General features: G+C 43.3%; 22 protein-coding genes. 2 read left to right on the top strand and 20 right to left on the bottom strand.

Translation table 11 applies throughout. The features are described from left to right. Positions 1-8 precede the first annotated feature (8 nt). The 5 genes from ECA01S_RS00560 to fakB form a co-directional block, all read right to left on the bottom strand. Positions 9-230, bottom strand: a complete 222-nt coding sequence (locus ECA01S_RS00560; RefSeq protein ID WP_067389523.1) for a YozE family protein — start codon at positions 228-230, stop codon at positions 9-11. Then, entirely contained in the window at positions 227-745 is a 519-nt protein-coding gene (gene msrA / locus ECA01S_RS00555) for a peptide-methionine (S)-S-oxide reductase MsrA (RefSeq protein WP_067389521.1), read from the bottom strand. The genes ECA01S_RS00560 and msrA overlap by 4 nt, the downstream gene beginning before the upstream one ends. Positions 746-753: 8 nt before the next feature. Further along, positions 754-1,350, bottom strand: coding sequence for a YpmS family protein (locus ECA01S_RS00550; protein WP_067389519.1), 597 nt, complete (start codon positions 1,348-1,350; stop codon positions 754-756). Beyond that, positions 1,351-2,235, bottom strand: coding sequence for an SGNH/GDSL hydrolase family protein (locus ECA01S_RS00545; RefSeq protein WP_067389515.1), 885 nt, complete (start codon positions 2,233-2,235; stop codon positions 1,351-1,353). 119 nt (positions 2,236-2,354) lie between these two features. Beyond that, on the bottom strand, positions 2,355-3,197 hold the full coding sequence (gene fakB, locus ECA01S_RS00540; protein ID WP_067391054.1) for a DegV family protein: 843 nt from the start codon (positions 3,195-3,197) through the stop codon (positions 2,355-2,357). Positions 3,198-3,325: 128 nt separating this feature from the next. Between fakB and trhA the strand changes: the two genes are divergently transcribed. Continuing rightward, positions 3,326-3,979, top strand: coding sequence for a PAQR family membrane homeostasis protein TrhA (trhA, locus tag ECA01S_RS00535; RefSeq protein WP_067389511.1), 654 nt, complete (start codon positions 3,326-3,328; stop codon positions 3,977-3,979). Between the two features lie 76 nt (positions 3,980-4,055). Here trhA and ECA01S_RS00530 read toward each other — a convergent pair whose 3' ends face one another. From ECA01S_RS00530 to ECA01S_RS00500, 7 genes are all read right to left on the bottom strand, one after another. Further along, on the bottom strand, positions 4,056-4,553 hold the full coding sequence (locus ECA01S_RS00530) for a dihydrofolate reductase (protein ID WP_067389509.1): 498 nt from the start codon (positions 4,551-4,553) through the stop codon (positions 4,056-4,058). Between the two features lie 11 nt (positions 4,554-4,564). Then, positions 4,565-5,512, bottom strand: a complete 948-nt coding sequence (locus ECA01S_RS00525) for a thymidylate synthase (RefSeq protein ID WP_067389507.1) — start codon at positions 5,510-5,512, stop codon at positions 4,565-4,567. A 9-nt stretch (positions 5,513-5,521) separates the two neighbouring features. Then, positions 5,522-7,408, bottom strand: a complete 1,887-nt coding sequence (locus tag ECA01S_RS00520) for an ABC-F family ATP-binding cassette domain-containing protein (RefSeq protein ID WP_067389498.1) — start codon at positions 7,406-7,408, stop codon at positions 5,522-5,524. 151 nt (positions 7,409-7,559) lie between these two features. After that, positions 7,560-8,021 (bottom strand): hypothetical protein, encoded by a 462-nt coding sequence (locus tag ECA01S_RS00515; protein WP_067389496.1) that lies wholly within the window; start codon positions 8,019-8,021, stop codon positions 7,560-7,562. 81 nt (positions 8,022-8,102) lie between these two features. Continuing rightward, entirely contained in the window at positions 8,103-8,468 is a 366-nt protein-coding gene (locus tag ECA01S_RS00510) for a thioesterase family protein (RefSeq protein ID WP_067389493.1), read from the bottom strand. Between the two features lie 3 nt (positions 8,469-8,471). After that, positions 8,472-9,668 carry a CCA tRNA nucleotidyltransferase gene (locus ECA01S_RS00505; RefSeq protein ID WP_067389491.1) on the bottom strand — a complete coding sequence of 399 codons (1,197 nt, stop codon included), beginning with the start codon at positions 9,666-9,668 and terminating at the stop codon, positions 8,472-8,474. Between the two features lie 44 nt (positions 9,669-9,712). Beyond that, positions 9,713-10,060 (bottom strand): nucleotide pyrophosphohydrolase, encoded by a 348-nt coding sequence (locus ECA01S_RS00500; protein ID WP_067389482.1) that lies wholly within the window; start codon positions 10,058-10,060, stop codon positions 9,713-9,715. Between the two features lie 120 nt (positions 10,061-10,180). Between ECA01S_RS00500 and ECA01S_RS00495 the strand changes: the two genes are divergently transcribed. Continuing rightward, positions 10,181-11,068, top strand: a complete 888-nt coding sequence (locus ECA01S_RS00495) for a YitT family protein (RefSeq protein WP_174519956.1) — start codon at positions 10,181-10,183, stop codon at positions 11,066-11,068. A 57-nt stretch (positions 11,069-11,125) separates the two neighbouring features. Here the strand turns inward: ECA01S_RS00495 and ECA01S_RS00490 are convergent, their stop codons facing one another. From ECA01S_RS00490 to ECA01S_RS00455, 8 genes are all read right to left on the bottom strand, one after another. Continuing rightward, on the bottom strand, positions 11,126-11,650 hold the full coding sequence (locus ECA01S_RS00490) for a YpiB family protein (RefSeq protein ID WP_067389478.1): 525 nt from the start codon (positions 11,648-11,650) through the stop codon (positions 11,126-11,128). A 22-nt stretch (positions 11,651-11,672) separates the two neighbouring features. After that, complete coding sequence (locus ECA01S_RS00485; RefSeq protein ID WP_067389476.1) at positions 11,673-12,914, bottom strand: tetratricopeptide repeat protein; 1,242 nt, start codon at positions 12,912-12,914, stop codon at positions 11,673-11,675. Next, positions 12,901-13,935, bottom strand: coding sequence for a hypothetical protein (locus ECA01S_RS00480; RefSeq protein ID WP_067389473.1), 1,035 nt, complete (start codon positions 13,933-13,935; stop codon positions 12,901-12,903). Before ECA01S_RS00480 ends, ECA01S_RS00485 begins: the two co-directional genes overlap by 14 nt. A 126-nt stretch (positions 13,936-14,061) precedes the next feature. Further along, entirely contained in the window at positions 14,062-14,337 is a 276-nt protein-coding gene (gene hbs, locus ECA01S_RS00475) for a non-specific DNA-binding protein Hbs (RefSeq protein WP_067389470.1), read from the bottom strand. A 243-nt stretch (positions 14,338-14,580) separates the two neighbouring features. Next, positions 14,581-15,891, bottom strand: coding sequence for a ribosome biogenesis GTPase Der (gene der, locus ECA01S_RS00470; protein ID WP_067389467.1), 1,311 nt, complete (start codon positions 15,889-15,891; stop codon positions 14,581-14,583). Between the two features lie 190 nt (positions 15,892-16,081). Then, a complete protein-coding gene (rpsA, locus tag ECA01S_RS00465) occupies positions 16,082-17,293 on the bottom strand; it encodes a 30S ribosomal protein S1 (RefSeq protein ID WP_067389464.1) in 1,212 nt (403 codons plus the stop codon). Positions 17,294-17,407: 114 nt separating this feature from the next. Then, positions 17,408-18,088, bottom strand: a complete 681-nt coding sequence (gene cmk / locus ECA01S_RS00460) for a (d)CMP kinase (protein ID WP_067389461.1) — start codon at positions 18,086-18,088, stop codon at positions 17,408-17,410. A gap of 148 nt (positions 18,089-18,236) precedes the next feature. Then, positions 18,237-18,860, bottom strand: a complete 624-nt coding sequence (locus ECA01S_RS00455) for a LysM peptidoglycan-binding domain-containing protein (RefSeq protein WP_067389458.1) — start codon at positions 18,858-18,860, stop codon at positions 18,237-18,239. Between the last annotated feature and the right edge of the window lie 81 nt (positions 18,861-18,941).

The raw sequence follows: 18,941 nt of genomic DNA, 5'->3' as shown, positions 1-18,941 counted from the left end.
AAAAGGGACTATTGATTATTTTCTACATATAATTCCCACACTTGATCGAACAAATGCATATTTTCGATGTAGTCGGCATCAAGTTCCAGGTGACTGGAAATTTCATCATAGTCCTCCGACTGCTTAGGAAATTGACTGTCATGACTAGCCGCATTCGCAAAGGCTTGGATTGCATCTGTCTTTTTAGGTCCCCGCAGTGTCATTAAATAGTGGTAAAAACTTCTTCTCATAATGCCTCCCAATGTTGTTGCTGAAATTCTTGGCGCGTTTCATGCTCCTTCTGGTAACGTGCCTGATCCTTTTTATAAAAATCTTGATGCTCTTCTTCGGCTAAATAAAAAGGCGCTGCCGGCTCAATTGTTGTGACGATAGGTTCCGTAAAGCGACCACTTGCCGCCAAACGCGCTTTGCTTGCTTCAGCCGTTTGTTGCTGTTCCTTAGAGGCGTAAAAAATGACCGGACGGTAGTTGTCACCTCGGTCTTGAAATTGGCCAAAGGCATCAGTTGGATCAGTCTGCTGCCAATAGATGGCCACCAGCTCTTCATAGGAAATAACTGCTGGATCAAAGGTGATACGGATTGCTTCTGTATGGCCAGTTTCATGGGCTTTCACTTGTTCATAGGTCGGGTTTGTTACATGACCGCCGGTATAGCCGGAAACAACCTCGATAATTCCCGGCTGCTGGTCAAATGGCTCTACCATACACCAAAAACAGCCACCGGCAAAAATTGCTTGTTCCTTCATTTTTGCACCTACTTACTTGGTAGATAAACATCAAAACGAATGTCATCATCTACCAGATTTATTTTTTCTGCTTTGACAAAGAGACCATTTGCTAGTTGGAATTGGTCTAAACGCAAGGTAATCGTTTTTTCATCTGGATCCACTACAATCCATTCGGGCAAGTCATATTCCCGTTGAATCCCTTTCATCACATCTCCAATAGGCAAGCCTAAGGCCCCAATGGATAAGCTCTTGGCCTTCAGCTGAACATTGCCATCTTCCATCACATAAGGATCAAAATAAAGATAGAACTGTACGGGAAAGCCTAATACCTTAAAGGTCCCATTCAACAAAGCTTCATTTTCTAAATAGAACTTCATCTTAACATTAGCGTCTTTTTGAAAATCTTCCAGAAAGAATTGAATCAACCGATTCACGTCTTCCTTATTCGACTCCATCCGCATAACCGAAGTACCTTCTCGACTAACTTCGGTTTGCGCCGGTGGCAAGTTAGGTTCGCGAATTTGTGTGACGCGATAGCCGATTACGGCAACGGAACCAATCACGAGGCCTAATAATATTAAAAAGGCGAGACGCCAAGGATTTTGCTTGATGTAATTTTTCATTTAGTCTACCGCTCCATTCTCCAACCACTCACCCTTGGTTTTTACCAGTTCTTCCTTGACGGCACGCGCCATCAACTGATAGCCAAGATTATTAGGATGGAAGTGATCTTCTTCATAAATCACATTGTTTTTAATATCCGGAGTTCCACTTGCAGAGGTTCCGTCACCTTCCCCTTCCACACCGATACTACCATCAATTCCTTTATACAATAGGTCATTGATAGGAATGAAATAGCTACGCTGTTCTTCTTTGACGACGGCTTCCGTCCCTAGATTCCAGTTGGTAACAATCGATTGCATTTGTGTGATTTCCGGAAAATAAAGATAAAAAGGGTTATAAATCCCCAGAATATACATCGGGGCGTTTGGGTTATATTTCCGCACTTCTTTTAGTAATGCTCGTACAGAGTCTTGATAGTCTACTAAGGGCTTATCAAAGGTTTGAACGGTCAGATCACCAAAAATATTTTGCTGGATGACTTTCATAAGGTCATTACCGCCGAACGTCAGCGTAATAATATCCGCCTTTGCCAAACTTTTTTGGATCTCGTCATTCTTCTGCAATCTTTTCAAAATTTGATCGCTGCGATCGCCATTTTTGCCAAAGTTGTCCACTTCCACTCCATTCAGCCGATAGGTGTCCGTCAAGTCTTGCACCACCATCGGTACAAAGCCGCCTTTAAGGGAGGCCCCGACGCCTTGCGTTAAGGAATCTCCTAAAGCGGTGTAATGGATCAATTCTTTTTGCTGCGAATTTTGCTGTTTGGCTGTCGAAATCAACGAGCCTTCTTCTTTCGGAAAGACTACCGAAATGGCCAATCCGCAAATAAGAGCAGTGACCGCTACGATCAAAAGAGGAAATAGCCAACGCTGGATAGTTTTCATTATCGTTTCCTCCAAACTAGTTGTTAATGCCACATTCTAACGATTTTCCAGTCTTTCGTCAACTGCGGCGCGGCAAAAAGACCCGAGGAACAAATTTCCTCAGGTCCAACTATCTTTCATTAGTCCGTATAGTACATGACAGCGAAAGCGCCTTTACCGGTGTGGGTCGCTATCACAGGATTAGTATGCAGTACTGGAATCGTCATTTCAGGGAACAATGGTTGTAACGCGGCTTTAATCTCTTGCGCAATTTCCAACCCATCAGCATGAGAAATCCCGATTTGGCGAATACTTCCGGCTTGCTGCAACTCCGTTTTCAGTGTTTCGATCCACTTAGTAAAAGTCTTGCCGCCACGTCCCTTTACTACAGGTACTAATTCGGTGTTATCAAAGGCCATGACAACCTTCATGTTGAATAAATTAGACAGCATCCCAGTTGCGCGACTGATGCGGCCGCCTTTGACTAAGTTGTCTAACGTTGAAATACCAATATACAGTTTCGAATGTTCCTTCACGAAGGCTACTTCCGCCAAAATCTCTTCCACAGAAGCACCATTTTCAGCTAGTTCCGCTGCTCGGATTACTTGGAAGGCTAAGGCCTGGTCAGTAAAGTCACTATCAATGACTGTCACCTGGCTACTGGAAAGATTGCTAGCTTGTCTTGCTGCTTCTACCGTACCGCTTAAGCCTTTTGTCATATGGATAGAAACGACGGGTGAACCATCTTTGCCTAATTCATCATAGAGGTCAACAAATTGGCCGATTGGCGGTTGGCTCGTCTTGGGTAATGCTTTGGCGGTCGCCATCATTTCCATGAATTTTTCGCCTTCTAGCAGGTCATCATCCGCATACACGACGCCATCAATCATGACCGATAACGGCATGACGTGGATATTTAAACGATCGCGGACTTCTTTTGTCATAGTACAGGAAGAATCCGTTACGATTTTCACTTTCGACATTGATTTCATCACTCTCTCTTTAAAAAGGACCCCGATTCATGGTAGAATGAATCCAAGGTTTTCTCTGTTTTTAGTATAACAGACTTATCTCATTTTTTCATCAAATTAAGAGGAAGGATGGGGATTTCATGGAAAAAGCAAAATTTTCTAAAAAGTATCTCATCGTCAATGAAGTGTTGAACGCCGTCACACACGGTATCGGAACAGGTCTCAGTATCGCCGGCTTAGTCGTGCTATTAGTCAAGGGTGCGCGTCTGGGTTCAGCGGTCCACGTCGTATCTTACGCCATCTATGGTGCTACTATGATTTTATTGTTTCTGGCATCGACACTTTTCCATAGCTTGATTTTCACCAAAGCCAAAAAGGTATTTCAAGTTTTCGACCACAGCTCAATCTTTCTATTGATTGCGGGTAGCTATACTCCTTTCTGTTTGTTGAGTATTCGTGGTTGGCAGGGCTGGACGTTATTCGTTGTCATTTGGCTGTTAGCTATTTTAGGTGTCATTTACAAATCCATCTGGCTGCATAAAACTACGCGCTTCTCCAAAATTTCAACGATCATCTATATCATCATGGGGTGGTTATGTCTAACGGCAGCGCCTGCTCTATACAGCTCACTAGGGCCTAAAGGCATCCTGCTATTAGTCTTAGGTGGCGTATCCTACACTCTGGGCGCCTTGTTTTATAGTTTGAAAAATGTTCGCTTCATGCATGTGGTTTGGCACTTGTTTGTCATGCTAGGCGCGGGGCTGATGTATTTCTCCGTTTTATTTTATACGTAACAAAAAGAGTCCGCTGAACGGGCTCTTTTTTAATTCAAAAAACCGGCGCCTTATCAAAAGGACGCCGGTTTTTCAGTTATTCTTGTGTTTTTCGTTGATAGGTCTCAAATTGATAAAGATAGGGATTTTCTTCATCTTGCTCCCCTTGGCTGATATTGATCATACTCCATTGATCCCAATCCACCGGTGGAAAATAGCTATCGCCTTCAAAAGCTTCATGAATCACCGTACGGTACAGGACATCTGTAATTGGCAAGAAGTCCTCATACACTTGCGAACCTCCCGCAATAAAGGTGATACCGTCAAAAGTCTCAGCGTAGGCGGTCACATCTGCAACGCTATGCATTACCAGGACACCTTCTGCCTGATATGCCTTATCTCGCGTTAACACGATAGTTGTGCGGTTCGGTAGTGGTCGTTTGCCCATTCCTTCAAAGGTTTTGCGGCCCATCACTAACGTATTGTTCTCGGTCATCTGCTTAAAAAATTTCAAATCATTGGGAAGACGCCAAGGCAAATGATCATTTTTGCCAATCAAGCCATTCTCATCTTGTGCCCAGATTGCTGCTAACATATTGTTCTCCTTTAGACGGCGATGGGTGCTTTGATGGTTGGATAAGGATCATAGTTTTCTACCTTGATATCCTCCATATCAAAATCAAAAATCGACGTTTTTTCTTGGTTCAGTACTAAAGTCGGCAACGCACGCGGGGTCCGGGCCAACTGCTCTTCCATCTGTTGGATATGATTATTATATAAATGCGCATCGCCTAAGGTATGCACAAATTCACCAACCTCTAAGCCAGTTTCATGAGCAATCAAATGCGTCAACAAAGCATAGCTGGCAATGTTAAATGGCACGCCAAGAAAGACATCGGCGCTCCGTTGATACAACTGGCAGCTTAATTTGCCTTCGTTCACATAAAATTGGAACAAGGTGTGACAAGGTGGTAACGCCATAGATGGCACATCTTCAGGGTTCCAAGCGGAAACAATCAAACGACGTGAATCAGGCGTTGTTTTAATCATATCAATGACATTTTGCAGCTGATCAATAAAGCTACCGTCTTTGGTTTCCCAATGACGCCACTGAGAACCGTAAATATTACCTAATTCACCATACTGGGCTGCGAATTCTTCGTCATCTAAAATTCGCTGACAGAAGTCCTGCATCTCTTTTTGGTAGACCTCATTGAAGGCTGCATCGGTTAAGCTGCGATGACCAAAATCTGTCATATCAGGTCCTTGGTAGTCTGAGCTTTGAATATAGCGTTCAAAGGCCCATTCATCCCAAATGTGGTTATTATGTTGTAATAAATAGCGGATATTGGTATCGCCTTTAATAAACCACAATAATTCGCTTTTGATTAATCCAAAAGGTACTCGCTTAGTGGTCAATAGCGGAAAGCCTTCAGCCAAATCAAAACGCATTTGATAACCGAATAAACTCCGGGTACCGGTTCCCGTGCGGTCACCCTTTTGGTGTCCTTCCAACAATAATTTTTGGCCTAGATCTAAGTATGCTTGTTCCATGTCAGCCTCCTAATCCGCAAACTCGCTGAGGTATTCCCAACGTGCCAGCTTTTCTTCCAGTGTTTGTTCATTTGTATCCACCTGCTGTTGTAAATCCTGCAGCTTGCCGAAATCAGAGCCAGTCTTATTCATGTCCGCTGTCAGCTGGGTGATTTTTTCTTCTAATTGGGCGATATCTTCTTCAATGGTAGCCCACTCCTGCTGCTCTTTATACGTAAGCTTTTTCTTTACTTTCGCAGTAGCTTCAACTGTTACGGCCGCCTTGGGTACTTCTTTAGATGCTTTAGCAACTTCTTTCGTTTGTGCCAGGTACTCTGACATCACTCCAAAGAATGTTTCAATCACACCAGCGCCCTTAAAGACTAGTAATTTTTCCATCGTTTTATCTAAGAAATAGCGGTCATGGGAAACGGCAATTACCGCACCCGGAAAGTCTTCTAAATAATCTTCTAAAACCGTCAACGTCTCGATATCCAAATCGTTGGTGGGTTCATCCAGCAATAAGACATTGGGTTGACCAATCAAAAGTTTCAATAAGTAAAGGCGGCGTTTTTCACCACCGGAAAGCTTGCCAATCAAGGTACCGTGCATCGAACGAGGAAATAAAAAGCGTTCCAACAATTCTGCCACACCAATCGTGGTCCCATCTTGTCGCCGCACTTCTTCTGCAGCCTCTTGCAAATAAGCAATCATGCGTTTATCTGGCGCCATAGCCTCATTCTGTTGCGTGTAATAAGCCAGCTTGACGGTTTCACCAATCGTATAAAGACCACTATCTAACGGTAAACGCCCAGCTAAAATATTCAATAGTGTTGACTTGCCGGCACCATTTTCGCCAGTGATGCCTAAGCGTTCCTGCTTTTGAATCAATAAATCAAAATGATTCAGCAATACTTTTCCTTCAATCGCATAAGAGCCGTCTTTGATTTCTAAGACTTTTTTGCCAAGGCGTTGCGTCGCAAAGTCTAGCTCAACAGCCTCAGTATTTTTGACTTGATGAAGATTGTCCTTCAAATCTTCAAAGCGATTGATCCGTGCTTGTTGTTTGGTGCCCCGCGCTTGGACCCCCGCGCGCATCCAAGCCAATTCTTGTTTGAACAGTTGCTTGCGTTTCACTTCTTGATCCGCTTCAACCCGTTCCCGTTCAGCCCGTTGTTGGATATACGCCTGATAATTGCCGAGATATTCAAAAAGGCGACCAAAGGACAACTCAAAAATACGATTCGTGACTTTATCTAAGAAATAGCGATCATGGGTCACCACCATGACGGCGCCCCGGTATTGGGCTAAATAACTTTCAAGCCACTCGATAGCCGCATAGTCTAAATGGTTGGTGGGCTCATCTAGAAGTAACAGGTCCGGTGATTCAATCAAAACTTGCGCTAGGCTGACTCGCTTTTGCTGACCGCCGGATAAAGAGCCAATTGTTTGATGCAACTGACTGATGCCCAGCTTTTGTAAGATGATTTTCGCATCGGTGTCAGCTGTCCAAGCATCCGCTTTGTTCATTTGTTCTTCAGCCTGAGTATACATCCGTTGCGCTTCTGGATCGTCACCAGACTCACTTAAGCGATGTAGCGCCAATTCATAATAGCGGACTGCTCGTAAAATCGGCGTATCGCCTTGGAAAACAGCCTCAGCTACCGTCAACTGCGGGTCAAACGTTTTACTTTGTGAAAGATAACCGATTTGATAGTCAGTTGAGGTCACAATTGCCGGTACATCACCATCACCGCTGTCTACGCCAGCTAATATATTTAACAGACTCGTCTTGCCGGTTCCATTGATACCAATCAAACCGATGCGGTCTCGTTCTTTGATCATAAAGGAAATATCTTGAAATAAGGTCTTCTCCCCATAGGTTTTCGTTAAATGCTCTACCCGAAGCTCTTTCATCACATTCCCTCACTTTCATCTTTGCTATTTTAACAAAAAATGACAGCGATTGAAAGTCGTTTTCCTTTTTACACGGGCATACGTCTCTTACGACCACTTTTTAAGCGCAACAAAAAAGCTCAGTTCAAAAGAACCGAGCTAGTCATTATACTTAAAATTTATCGCTGTAAACAGCTTCTACTGTTTGAGTTGGGTCAATCACGATATACAACGTATTCGTTGTTTCGTTGACTTTTGTTGATTGGTATTCGTTATCCAAGCCTTCTTGGTGTGGTGTTGCTTTGTCTTTGTATGGGAAGTAAACCAAATCAGGATTGCCAGATTTGTAGAGGATTTCCATCCGTTCAATGTCTTCGTATTTCAATGCCCGTGAGAACATTCCTAATTCCAAACCACCTAAGTTAATATCATCTGTTTGAACGTGATCGGCTTCTTGGAAGATTTCAATTTTCAAGCCATCACAAGGATGAATTTCAACAAAATCGCTTCCTTTGATACGTCCAAAACTTGTTGTAATGTGTTTGATCCACAAATCACCAATAAATTTGCGGTCGATCGTCCAAGTTTCGCCATTACGGAAATAAAATTTTAATCCTGTCATTTCTCTTGCCATGAGACATTCTCCTAACCTATTTTATTTACAATTAAAAGTGTAGCACAAACCTAGAAAAAGGTCATATGTTTCATTTCGCATCTAGGCTTTTTTCAACTTTTCCATAAAGCGTTTTTGATCCACGACAGCGCGCTTATGCGTGCCTTGCCCAATCAAGTGCCCATCGTCATAGGCTTTAAACGTAAAGGTAGCTATTTTACCTGTGCGTTCGCCTTCTATACGAACAATGATCTCCGCCTCTGGTAAAGAAGCCCGTTCGTGGGTGGTCTGAATCTCAATACCTACGGAAGTCTCCGTTTCCGCTATTTGTTCATCCAACCATTCTTTTGCTGTGTTTTCCACCATAGCAATTAAAGCGGGTGTCCCTAAAACATCCAGGAAGCCCGATCCTAAAGCACTGGCTAGGTCTGTAGTTCCGACTACGAATTTTTTTGCATATGTTGCCATGATTTAGCGCTCCTTTGCAAAGGCTAAAATAGCCTCGGTATTATTTTCCAACTGACTCAATAAAACCATTTCTTCAATTTCTTGTAATAACTGCCCCAACCAAGGTCCCGGCTTAGCGTCTAAAGCCGTTAACAAGCGGCGGCCGTCGATGGCCAGCTCTTCTCTCTGATGGATTGGCAAGGCATCATAAAATGCCTGAGCCTCGTTTAATTGCGGTTTCTGGTCATAGTAGTAGAGTAAAGCCTCTACTAATTGGATGTTCCCGCCCATTTGGTAAGCTGACAGCGGATCCCAAAAGCCTGTTAGTCGCCGTGTTAGACCATTTGCTAATAATTGCACCTTAGCAATTAAATGATTTGCGCATTTCCACTCTTTCATAAATTCTTTGATTTCATCCCGTGATAAACCCATTTCATGGACTAACATCGTCCAAGCTTGGGCTTCTTCCTGTAAAGGTCGTAGCGGCTTGTCAGCAAGGCGTAAAAGGGCGTCACCATATTGTCGTAAGCCTGGGCAGTAAATGTAACATTCTGTTTCTACGAAGGGAATCAAGCCCTTCGCCCGGTCGACTCCCATCAGCAGTTTTACAAATTCGATTTGAATCCGTTCTACTGAAATCTTACCTAACAAGGCGTGGTTATCTGCAATCGCCGCTAAGGTCTGTGGTTCCAAATCAAATTCCAGCTGTGAGGCGAAACGTAAGCCGCGCATCATGCGCAAGGCATCTTCGTGGAAACGTTCTTGTGGCGCGCCTACCGCCCGAATCGTCTTGTTTCGTAAATCCTGTAGGCCGTCAAAAAGATCAATCAACTCCCCATCGCTGGCAATCGCAAACGCATTGATGGTAAAATCACGGCGTTTTAAATCTTCCCCTAAGGAGCGCACGAAGGTGACTTCATCAGGACGACGAAAATCTTGATAGGTACTTTCCGTCCTAAAAGTGGTGATTTCATATTGTTGTTCCTCTTCTAGTACCATGACAGTGCCATGCTGAATACCCACATCAATAGTGCGCGGAAAAATCTGTTTGATTTCTTCTGGAAAGGCGCTGGTCGCAATATCCACATCATGAATCGGCTTATTCAGCAAAACATCACGAACGCTTCCGCCGACAATATAGGCCTCAAAACCAGCTGCTTTAATTGCTGCCATCACCGGTTGTACTTCCACAAACTCCGGTGGCATTTTTTCTAACTTCATCCCTACTCATTCCAATCTGCTGCTCCCATGAATTAGGTGAGCTGTTAATTTCCCGATTCCTTTTGCCCGTCTTTGCGCTCAAAGCGATAATGGTCGCGGGCGTTAAACTTCTCCATATTTTTATGGAAAGTTTCCGTCAAATCAATATCCAACGAATTAGCCATGATCATGGTGACAAATAGCACGTCGCCTAATTCTTCAGCTACGGTATTAGCAGCCTCAGTAGTCTTCTTCGGTTTCTCACCATAGTAGTGATTGACCTCCCGCGCCAGTTCGCCGACTTCCTCTGTCAAACGGGCCATTTGAGCCAGCGGTGAAAAATAACCTGCTTTAAATTGTTGGATATACTCGTCCACGATTGCTTGCATATCACGTAAACTTTCTGTTGCCATTCGACTTCCCCCATTCTATCACCTTCATCTTACCAAAAACATCACTAAAGTAAAAATCAAAGTCTTGTTGTTTTCATTTTTCAATGATAAAGTGAGAAGGGACTTGAAGGAGGTTATGTTGTGAAAAAAATACGCTATTATACATTAGATATCATTATGATTTTATTAGGGACTTGTTTGTACGCTTTTGGGTTGGTGGCTTTTAATATTGCCAATCATTTAGCAGAAGGCGGCGTAACAGGGATCACCTTGATTTTACGTTACTTGTTTAACATTGACCCTGCCTTATCTACTCTCCTGATCAATATTCCCCTGATTTTGATTGGCGGCAAGATTTTAGGTCGCCGTTCCCTTTTCTATACTATTTTCGGGACGGTCTCACTTTCCTTCTTTCTGTTTATCTGGCAGCGGGTACCTTTTGACATCAGCGTTGATCACGATTTGCTGATTGCTTCGCTATTAGCTGGGATGGCTGGTGGTTTTGGCAGCGGACTTGTTTACCGTGCTGGGGGCACTACCGGCGGAACCGATATTATCGCGCGAATTTTAGAGAAGAAGATTGGCGTCTCCATGGGGCGCTCTTTGCTAGCCTTTGATGTTTTCGTTTTGACGATGTCGCTGGTTTACTTAGACTTAAAACATATGATGTATACATTAATCGCCTCTTTCGTTTTCGCGCAAATCGTTGATTTTGTTCAAGACGGTGCTTATGCCGCTAAAGGGATCTTTGTGGTCTCAAATGAATCTGTGGCGATTGGCGAACAAATCATGGAAACATTAGAGCGCGGTGTCAGTTATTTCGATGGTGAGGGCGGCTTTTCTCACGAACCTAAAAAAATCCTTTATGTAGTAGTCAGTCCTCGAGAAGTGATGGAGGTACGCCACATCATTGAGGAAACGGACGCCTATGCCTTTGTCTCCGTCATTAACGTCCACGAGGCAATCGGCGAAGGCTTCACCTATTTGAAACCACCTCGAAAACTAATGAAACGACTCCAACGAAAATAAGAAGCGTCTGGGATATAACTTTTTGAGTTATGTCCCAGACGCTTTTTTTCCAACCTCTTAGCTATGCTGTTTTAACTGTTCAGACAGGCGAATAAACGTTTCTTGATCTCCAGATTCCAAGGCCTCGTCAATCTCTCTTAACAGGTCAGCCTTTTCATGAGCTTGCGCTTCTTTTTCTAAGAAAGCGGTGATTTCCTGGTCAATTTCTTCGTCTACTTCATTCCATGAAGCAAAGGGATTATCTTCCAATACCTTCAAATAGAGAGGTTCCTGCCAAGCTTCGGGAAAACGACATTCAAGGAAAAGATCTTTTTTCCAATTCATACGAATTTCATGAAAAATTTGATCTGGATCATGAAACTCTTTGCCTTCTAACGAAAGAATCATTGGGCGATGATTATCGCCACTTTGAATCATTAAGCCTCGAGTTGTCTTATCCGCCTTCTCAACGATCCGGACATTCATCAGGATCGCCTCATGGTTGATCAAGTAATTCAAGATCCAAATAATTTCCCGCCGAGAAAATGCCTGTTGATTCACTAGCCAACTTAAAAATTCCTTTTTGTCTTTTACCGCCACCATGACAGTCACCCTCTTTCTTTGTTTACATTTCGTCTAATAACGACGCCACTTCTAAATCACCAGGTTCATGGGCTAGATAGTGGGTCAATAATGCCTTCGCTTTGTCGAATTGGCCCTCTTCCCGTAAGAAAATGCCATATTCCTTCATAAATTCCGGTTCATGCTGCAAATCCTCAGCCGCATTTTCGTAATGAAGGGCTGCTTGTGTAAAGTCTTCTAGTGCATTATAGGATTGCGCCAGATTCCATTCAGCCTGCGCGTCACCTTCGACACCGGCTAACGCATCGATAGCCTCTTCGTAGCGTCCCTCACTAAGGTAGAGGTTACTTAAGGTCAAACGTGCCTCTTCAGTCTTTTCCCCCAGCGTTAAGGCTTCTTGCAGCCATTTTTCCGAACCTTCTGGATCATGGAGTCGGTAGGCAACTTCTGCCGCTAATAGATACAAATCCACTTGATAAGGATCTTCGCTGATGCCTTCGCCTAAGACCGTCGCCGCTTCTTCCAACTGCTCTTCTTCCAACAAGGCCTCGCCTAAATAGTAATAGAGCGAACCATATTGTGGATTTAAAGCGCGCAATTGTTGCAAATAGATAATGGCTTTTTGATTATCTTTTAGTTGAAGATAAGTAAAGGCCAATTGGAATAGACGATCATCAGTCTGTTCGTCCGCCAACGCTTGTTCCAAATAAGGAATTGCCTCTTCAAATTCCCCCTCCATATTAAGGGCGTTGCCGATTCGTTCATTCAAAGAAATCCCTGTTACTTCCTCTAAACCACGATTTTGCAACTGTTCATATAGACGCAGTGCCTCCACAAAATTGCCATTGCTGAAAGCCAATTCCGCTAAAGCAAACTGGATCAATGGTTCGTCCGGTAAAATTGCCTCAGCTTCTTTCAATTTTGCCTCACTGACTTCTGGAATCCCTAAAACTTGATACAAATCCGCCATCACTAAGAGTGCTGAAGGATAGGCATCACTGTCGGGTGCGATTTTTTCTAAAAGATCAAAAGCCTCATCTGTTTTCCCATCTTCGATTGCGATCTCTGCTAAGGGCAGATACAACTCTTCTGCCGCTGGAAAACGTGTTAATAGTTCCTCAAAAGTTCGGCGAGCTTCTGCTAAAAAGCCTAAGGCCATCAAATTTTCGCCTAAGTCTGCTAAAATCTCTGCCTCATCCTTGCGTAAAGCCTCTTCAAAAAGTACTTGAGCCTCTGCTAGATCTTCATTATGTAAGGCATCTAACATTTGTTCACTGAAATTCATGCTGTGCTCCTTCTGGCAAATAGTGCTGGAAGCGGGCGATCATCTCAAAGACCGTCGTTTCCGTCAGCTGCTGCCGTTGAAATCGATTGCTGCCAATTTCTGACAAAGCCGGCAGCCAATCGCGATTTTGTAGTAAAGTGACGCCATAATCACTAAGTAAGAATTGGTTTGGTAAATCTAGTGGCACACCTAGTCGTTTCAACCAAGTAAAAAAGTTACCCGTTTGAAAGGTAAAATCATTGACGACTTGTGCCCAGATAAAATGAAATAAAATCCCTAACCATTGCTTTTGCTCGTCAGCCAAATATTGACCATTAGCTGTTTGGTAAAAGGCCTGTGTAAATGGTTGACCGAAATTCTCCAGCTCATCCAGACTGCTAAGGCGAATCAACGGTTCTAAGAAAGGCGTCAAGCCCTTTCCTAAAAGCGCCTCTTGCTTAGGGTAGTTCTTGTAAAGGGTTTGAATTAAGGCATGATCCCCCGTTAGACCTAAGCGAATCAAAGGCAGTAAGTCATTAGCAGTAAAGCGAGCACTCTGCTGTAAGGTCGTATCAAAAAATACTTGCTGCGGCAGTGTTGCCACTTGTAAGGCCGGTTCGCCTAACGGACCTTCAATCACGGCAGTACCACTTAAAACCTGCGCTAACGCCCGCATATTGCTAGGAATCAGCCACAAGCTGCCTTTCATAGTAGAAAGCGTATGGAAAAAGTTGGCTAAGTGCATGATACCGATATTTCCTAAGCCAATCAACAAAAACGGCTCATAACGAGTTTCTTCCTGCATATAACGAATAAACTCTCGCAGCTCGTTAAATTGATTGATGTGAGGATCATTACCGCAGACATACCAGCGGGCTTTTCCTTCAAAAGTCATTTGTGTCGATAGACGATCATAAAAACGCTGGTTGGTAACGATGTAGACACGGACATCATCAAAATGCTGATCCTTCAATAAAACCGGCAGTGTTTGGCCGTAGCGTAAAAGCGCTGTTGCGGTCCCTTTTTGATACCGTTGCTCCATCATCATCACCTCATAGATATTTTATCATATTCTCATTTTTAAACCTATCGTTACGCTGTTTCTTTTGAAAAATCGATGCCAAAAGAAAAGAACCCTTGATGAACAAGGGTTCCCGTCAGCTAAAAATTATTTAACTGCATCCTTAAGAGCTTTACCTGGTTTAAATGCAGGTACTTTGCTTGCAGGGATTTCGATTTCTTCACCAGTTTGTGGGTTACGTCCTTTACGAGCCGCGCGTTCGCGTACTTCAAAGTTACCAAAACCGATTAGTTGAACTTTTTCACCTTTAGCAAGAGCGTCTTGGATTGTAGAGAAGACAGCGTCAACTGCTACAGTTGCATCTTTTTTAGTTAAGTTTGTTGCTTCAGCAACTTTTTCGATCAATTCTGCTTTGTTTGCCATGGAATAGTTTCACCTCCTCAACAAGAAGTATGATGTTTTGACATCGTTACGTGACACTTTTTGAGTGGTCCAAAAAGCGCCCGTCAAATATTGATTGCCTCAATATTCTGTTATCACGATAGCACACAAAGGTTGTAATAGCAAGGTTTTTACGGTTTTTTCGCGTCTTTTTAGATAAAAAAGTTTTTTCTATGAATTTGGGTTGTCTTCATTTGAACTTGCGAAAAAAGTGTGGTAAAATGCCTATTTTCTGCGACGAGGGATGATCCGAATCGGGGTTCCTTCAAAGGTGAAAGCTTTCCGAATTTGATTTTCCAAGAAACGTGCATAAGAAAAGTGCATCAACTCTTCTTCGTTTACGAAAATAACGAAGGTTGGCGGTTTGACTGCCACTTGAGTCGCGTAGAAAATCTTTAATCGCTTCCCTTTATCAGTTGGTGTCGGGTTAATCGCCACCGCATCCATAATGATTTCATTCAAGACGGCTGATGGAATCCGCAGGTTTTGGTTCATGCTGACCGATTCAATCAATTCTGGCAGTTTATTTAAGCGTTGTTTGGTCTTAGCAGAGACAAAAATAATCGGTGCATAGTCTAAGTAAGCAAACTCTTCGCGAATTTCTTCTTCAAAATCTCGCAGCGTGTTGGTTTCCTTTTCAACGGTATCCCATTTGTTCACGACAATAATCAGACCACGGCCCGCCTCGTGGGCGTAGCCGGCGATTCGTTTATCTTGCTCACGAATCCCTTCTTCAGCGTTCAAAACCATCAGAACAACGTCTGAGCGGTCAATTGCACGCATCGCACGCATCACACTGTATTTTTCTGTGTTTTCGTAAACTTTTCCACGTTTCCGCATGCCAGCAGTATCGATCATCAAAAAGCCTTGACCGTCTGGTGATTCAAAATAAGTATCAATAGCGTCACGGGTTGTTCCAGCAATATCAGAAACAATCACGCGATCTTCACCTAAAATAGCATTGATTAGAGAAGATTTCCCAACATTTGGGCGTCCAATCAAGCTAAACTTGATCAAGCTTTCATCTTCCTCTTCCACCTCTGTACTGAAGTGTTTCACCGCTTCATCTAAAAGGTCGCCGATTCCTAGACCATGACTTCCTGAAACAGGGAATGGTTCGCCCAGACCTAATGAATAAAATTCATAAATATCATTACGCATTTCAGGATTGTCGACTTTATTGACGGCTAAAATCACCGGTTTGTTACTGCGATAAAGCATTTTCGCTACCATTTCATCGGCATCGGTCACGCCTTCGCGTCCACTAACGACTAAGACAATGACATCCGCTTCATCAATCGCGATTTCTGCTTGATGTTTGATTTGATCCATGAATGGTTCGTCGCCTAGATCGATCCCACCAGTGTCAATTACACTGAATTCACGGCCTAACCACTCGCCAGTTGCATAGATTCGGTCACGGGTCACACCTGGAGTGTCCTCGACGATCGAGATCCGCTCCCCAGCAATACGGTTAAAAATAGTTGATTTGCCCACATTTGGGCGTCCAACGATAGCTAGTGTTGGATTGGCCATTATTAACGACCTCCTTTGTTTTCAATCTTACCTAGTTTACCGAAAATGACTTGATTTTTCAAGCTTTCATTTTCTTTTTTCACTCTTTGCTTCTTTTCCGCCCTCAATCAGCTGGCATTCTCACCAGATAGTTAGTGGCCAGCGAAGACAAAAAAAGACCGTAACGCCTACACGCTACGGTCCTAATAGCTTATTCTTCGTCAGAATTTTTCAAAGCATCGCCTAAGATATCACCCATAGTAAAGCCGGTATTTTCTTCCGGTAATTCATATGTTTCGATATCTTTTGGTTCTTGTTCAGATGCTGGTTTTTCTTCTAACGCTTTGATGCTTAAAGCAATCCGGTGTTCAGTCGGGTTCACTTCTAACACTTTCACACGTACTTCATCGCCTTCAGTCAATACTTCATGCGGTGTTGCAATATGTTTGTGTGAAATTTGTGAAATGTGGACTAACCCTTCTACGCCTGGGAATACTTCCACAAAAGCGCCGAAGCTAGTCAAGCGTTTCACAACACCATCTAAGACTGCTCCAACTGGTGCCTTGTCTTCGATATCAGTCCAAGGTCCAGGCAAAGTATCTTTGATAGACAATGAGATACGTTCTGCATCTGGATTGATAGATAAGATCAAGACTTGTACTTCGTCACCAACGCTCAACACGTCACCTGGTTTTGCCACGTGGCTGTGAGAGATTTCAGAAACGTGTACTAAGCCGTCGATTCCGCCTAAGTCAACGAATGCACCAAAGTCCGTTAAACGAGCAACTTTACCCGTTACCACATCACCTTCATGCAATTCTGATAACAATTCTTTTTTCTTTTCTTCTTTATCCGCTTCTACCACTGCTTTATGTGATAGGATCAAACGGTTTTCAGAAGGTTCGATCTCAATGATCTTGAATGCCAATGTTTGGCCTTTGTAATCAGAAAAATCAGCTACGAAATGATCTTCTACCATTGAAGCCGGTACAAAACCACGTACGCCAACATCCACTACCAAGCCGCCTTTTACGACGCCAGTAACTGGTGCTTCGATGATTTTTCCTTCTTGGAAGTCTTTCTCGATATCTTCCCAAACCTTTTTCGCATCCAAGCGACGTTTGGAAAGCAGATAGCTCCCGTTTTCTTTATCTTTGCCAATCTCGGTAATCACAACTAAGTCTAAAACGTCCCCAACTTTTACAAGTTCGTTCACGTCGTCGACTGGTAAAGTAGAAAGTTCTTTCGCAGGTACGACGCCTTCAACGCCCGCTCCTTCGATTCCTACGATCACTTGTTTATCTTCGACCGCAAGTACTTCACCTTTCACGATGTCGCCAGCTTTGACTTCTTGCACGCTGTTCATTACATCTTCCATCGTTTCGTTGCCATTATCCATTTGATTTTGATCAAATTCTGTCATGACGATTGTCCTCCTAACCAACAAATAATTCTATAGATACGAATATCCTTATTTTATAGTAAGTTATTATTCCGAAAAAATAAAGCGATTTCTCCTACTTTTCGGAAATTTCTTCTATTTTGAGGTGTTTTCTTTCGTGTTTACGATATTTTCGATTGCGGCAACCACGGACTCAATGGTCATCCCCGTCGTATCTAGTAAAACGGCATCTTTGGCCTGGACCAATGGTGATACTTCCCGCGTGCTATCCAAATAATCGCGACGCTCTATTTCCTTTTTCAAGGTTTCGAAATCTGTCGTAATCCCCTTTTCTTGGTTTTCTTTATATCGACGCTCAGCGCGTTCCGTCACACTGGCTACCAAGAAAATCTTAACCTCAGCATTTGGCAGAACCTGTGTCCCAATGTCGCGACCATCCATCACAACACCGCCGGCCTCGCCAATTTTTTGTTGCAGGCGCACCATTTCTTGACGTACTAGCGGTTGTTTTGCCACGATAGAAACCGCATTGGTGACATCTGGCTGGCGAATTTCTGTGGTTACCTCTAAATCTCCGATAAAAACCCGTTGCCCTGTCTCAGCCGCTTTAAAGGAAATAGGTTGCTCCGCTAAAAGCGCCACTAAGCCGGCATCGTCTTCAAAGTCGACATCAAAGCGTAAGGCTGCATACGTCAAGGCGCGATACATTGCGCCAGTATCGCAATAAATGAAGCCATATTTTTTTGCTAAGATCTTTGCTACCGTACTTTTGCCGGACGATGCGGGTCCGTCGATAGCAATACTGATTTTTTTCATTCTGTTAACTCCCTCTGTCCGATTTACCTCGTATATTTTAACTCAAAAAAAGGAATAAGCAAAGAATATCCCACATTTTCCTTACAAGCAGGGGACTCTCTGTTACTCCCAATAAAAAAGGAGCAGCCATCGCCACTCCTAAAAATCCTTATTTAACACGTAAAGATTGACCTGGATAAATGACAGAGTCAACTGTCAAACCATTTAATTGTAGAATCGTTTCTACTGGTACACCTGTTCGCGCTGAAATTTGGTTAAATCCTTCACCCGCGATAACTTCTGTGTATTCAGCCGCTTGCTCTGCCGGTTGGCTAGAGCTTGGGGTCGTTGCTTCATTATTTTGGTCTTGCCCTTGGTTTTGATCTTGATTTTGGTTGTCTTGCTGATTGTCTTCAGCCGCTTGACTCTCTGAAGAAGATTCTGCTGGCTCAGAAGATTCGCTGGTTGCCTCACTACTTGCTTGACTTTCTTTCGTGCTGGCAGTAGTTTCACTTGAGGCAGCACTACTGGTCATCGTGGTAGATTCTGATGATTGTGGTGATGCAGCCCGTCCACTGTTACGCGTTGCCCATAAATAGGTTCCCGTTGGTACAGCCGCAATCAATAATAGCAAGATGACTAGCGCAACTAAAAACTTCGTATTTCCTTGTTTTTGCTGACGTTGCTCCACTCGAGAGGAACTGCTGTCATATTCCGTATCATAAATGGGTTGTTCCCATGGTTCCTGCGTATTGTCTGTTTGCTGTTTCTTATCTTTGCGTTTTTTACTCACACTAGTGACCTCCTAGAATTATCTCAAAAAGTATTATAGCATAGGTTTTCTGAAACTGTCTTAAAAATAGGTAAAGATTCA

Source organism: Enterococcus canis NBRC 100695, from assembly GCF_001544375.1.
In the GTDB taxonomy this organism is placed as follows: Bacteria; Bacillota; Bacilli; order Lactobacillales; family Enterococcaceae; genus Enterococcus_H; species Enterococcus_H canis.
This window is presented reverse-complemented; position numbering and strand designations above follow the sequence as displayed.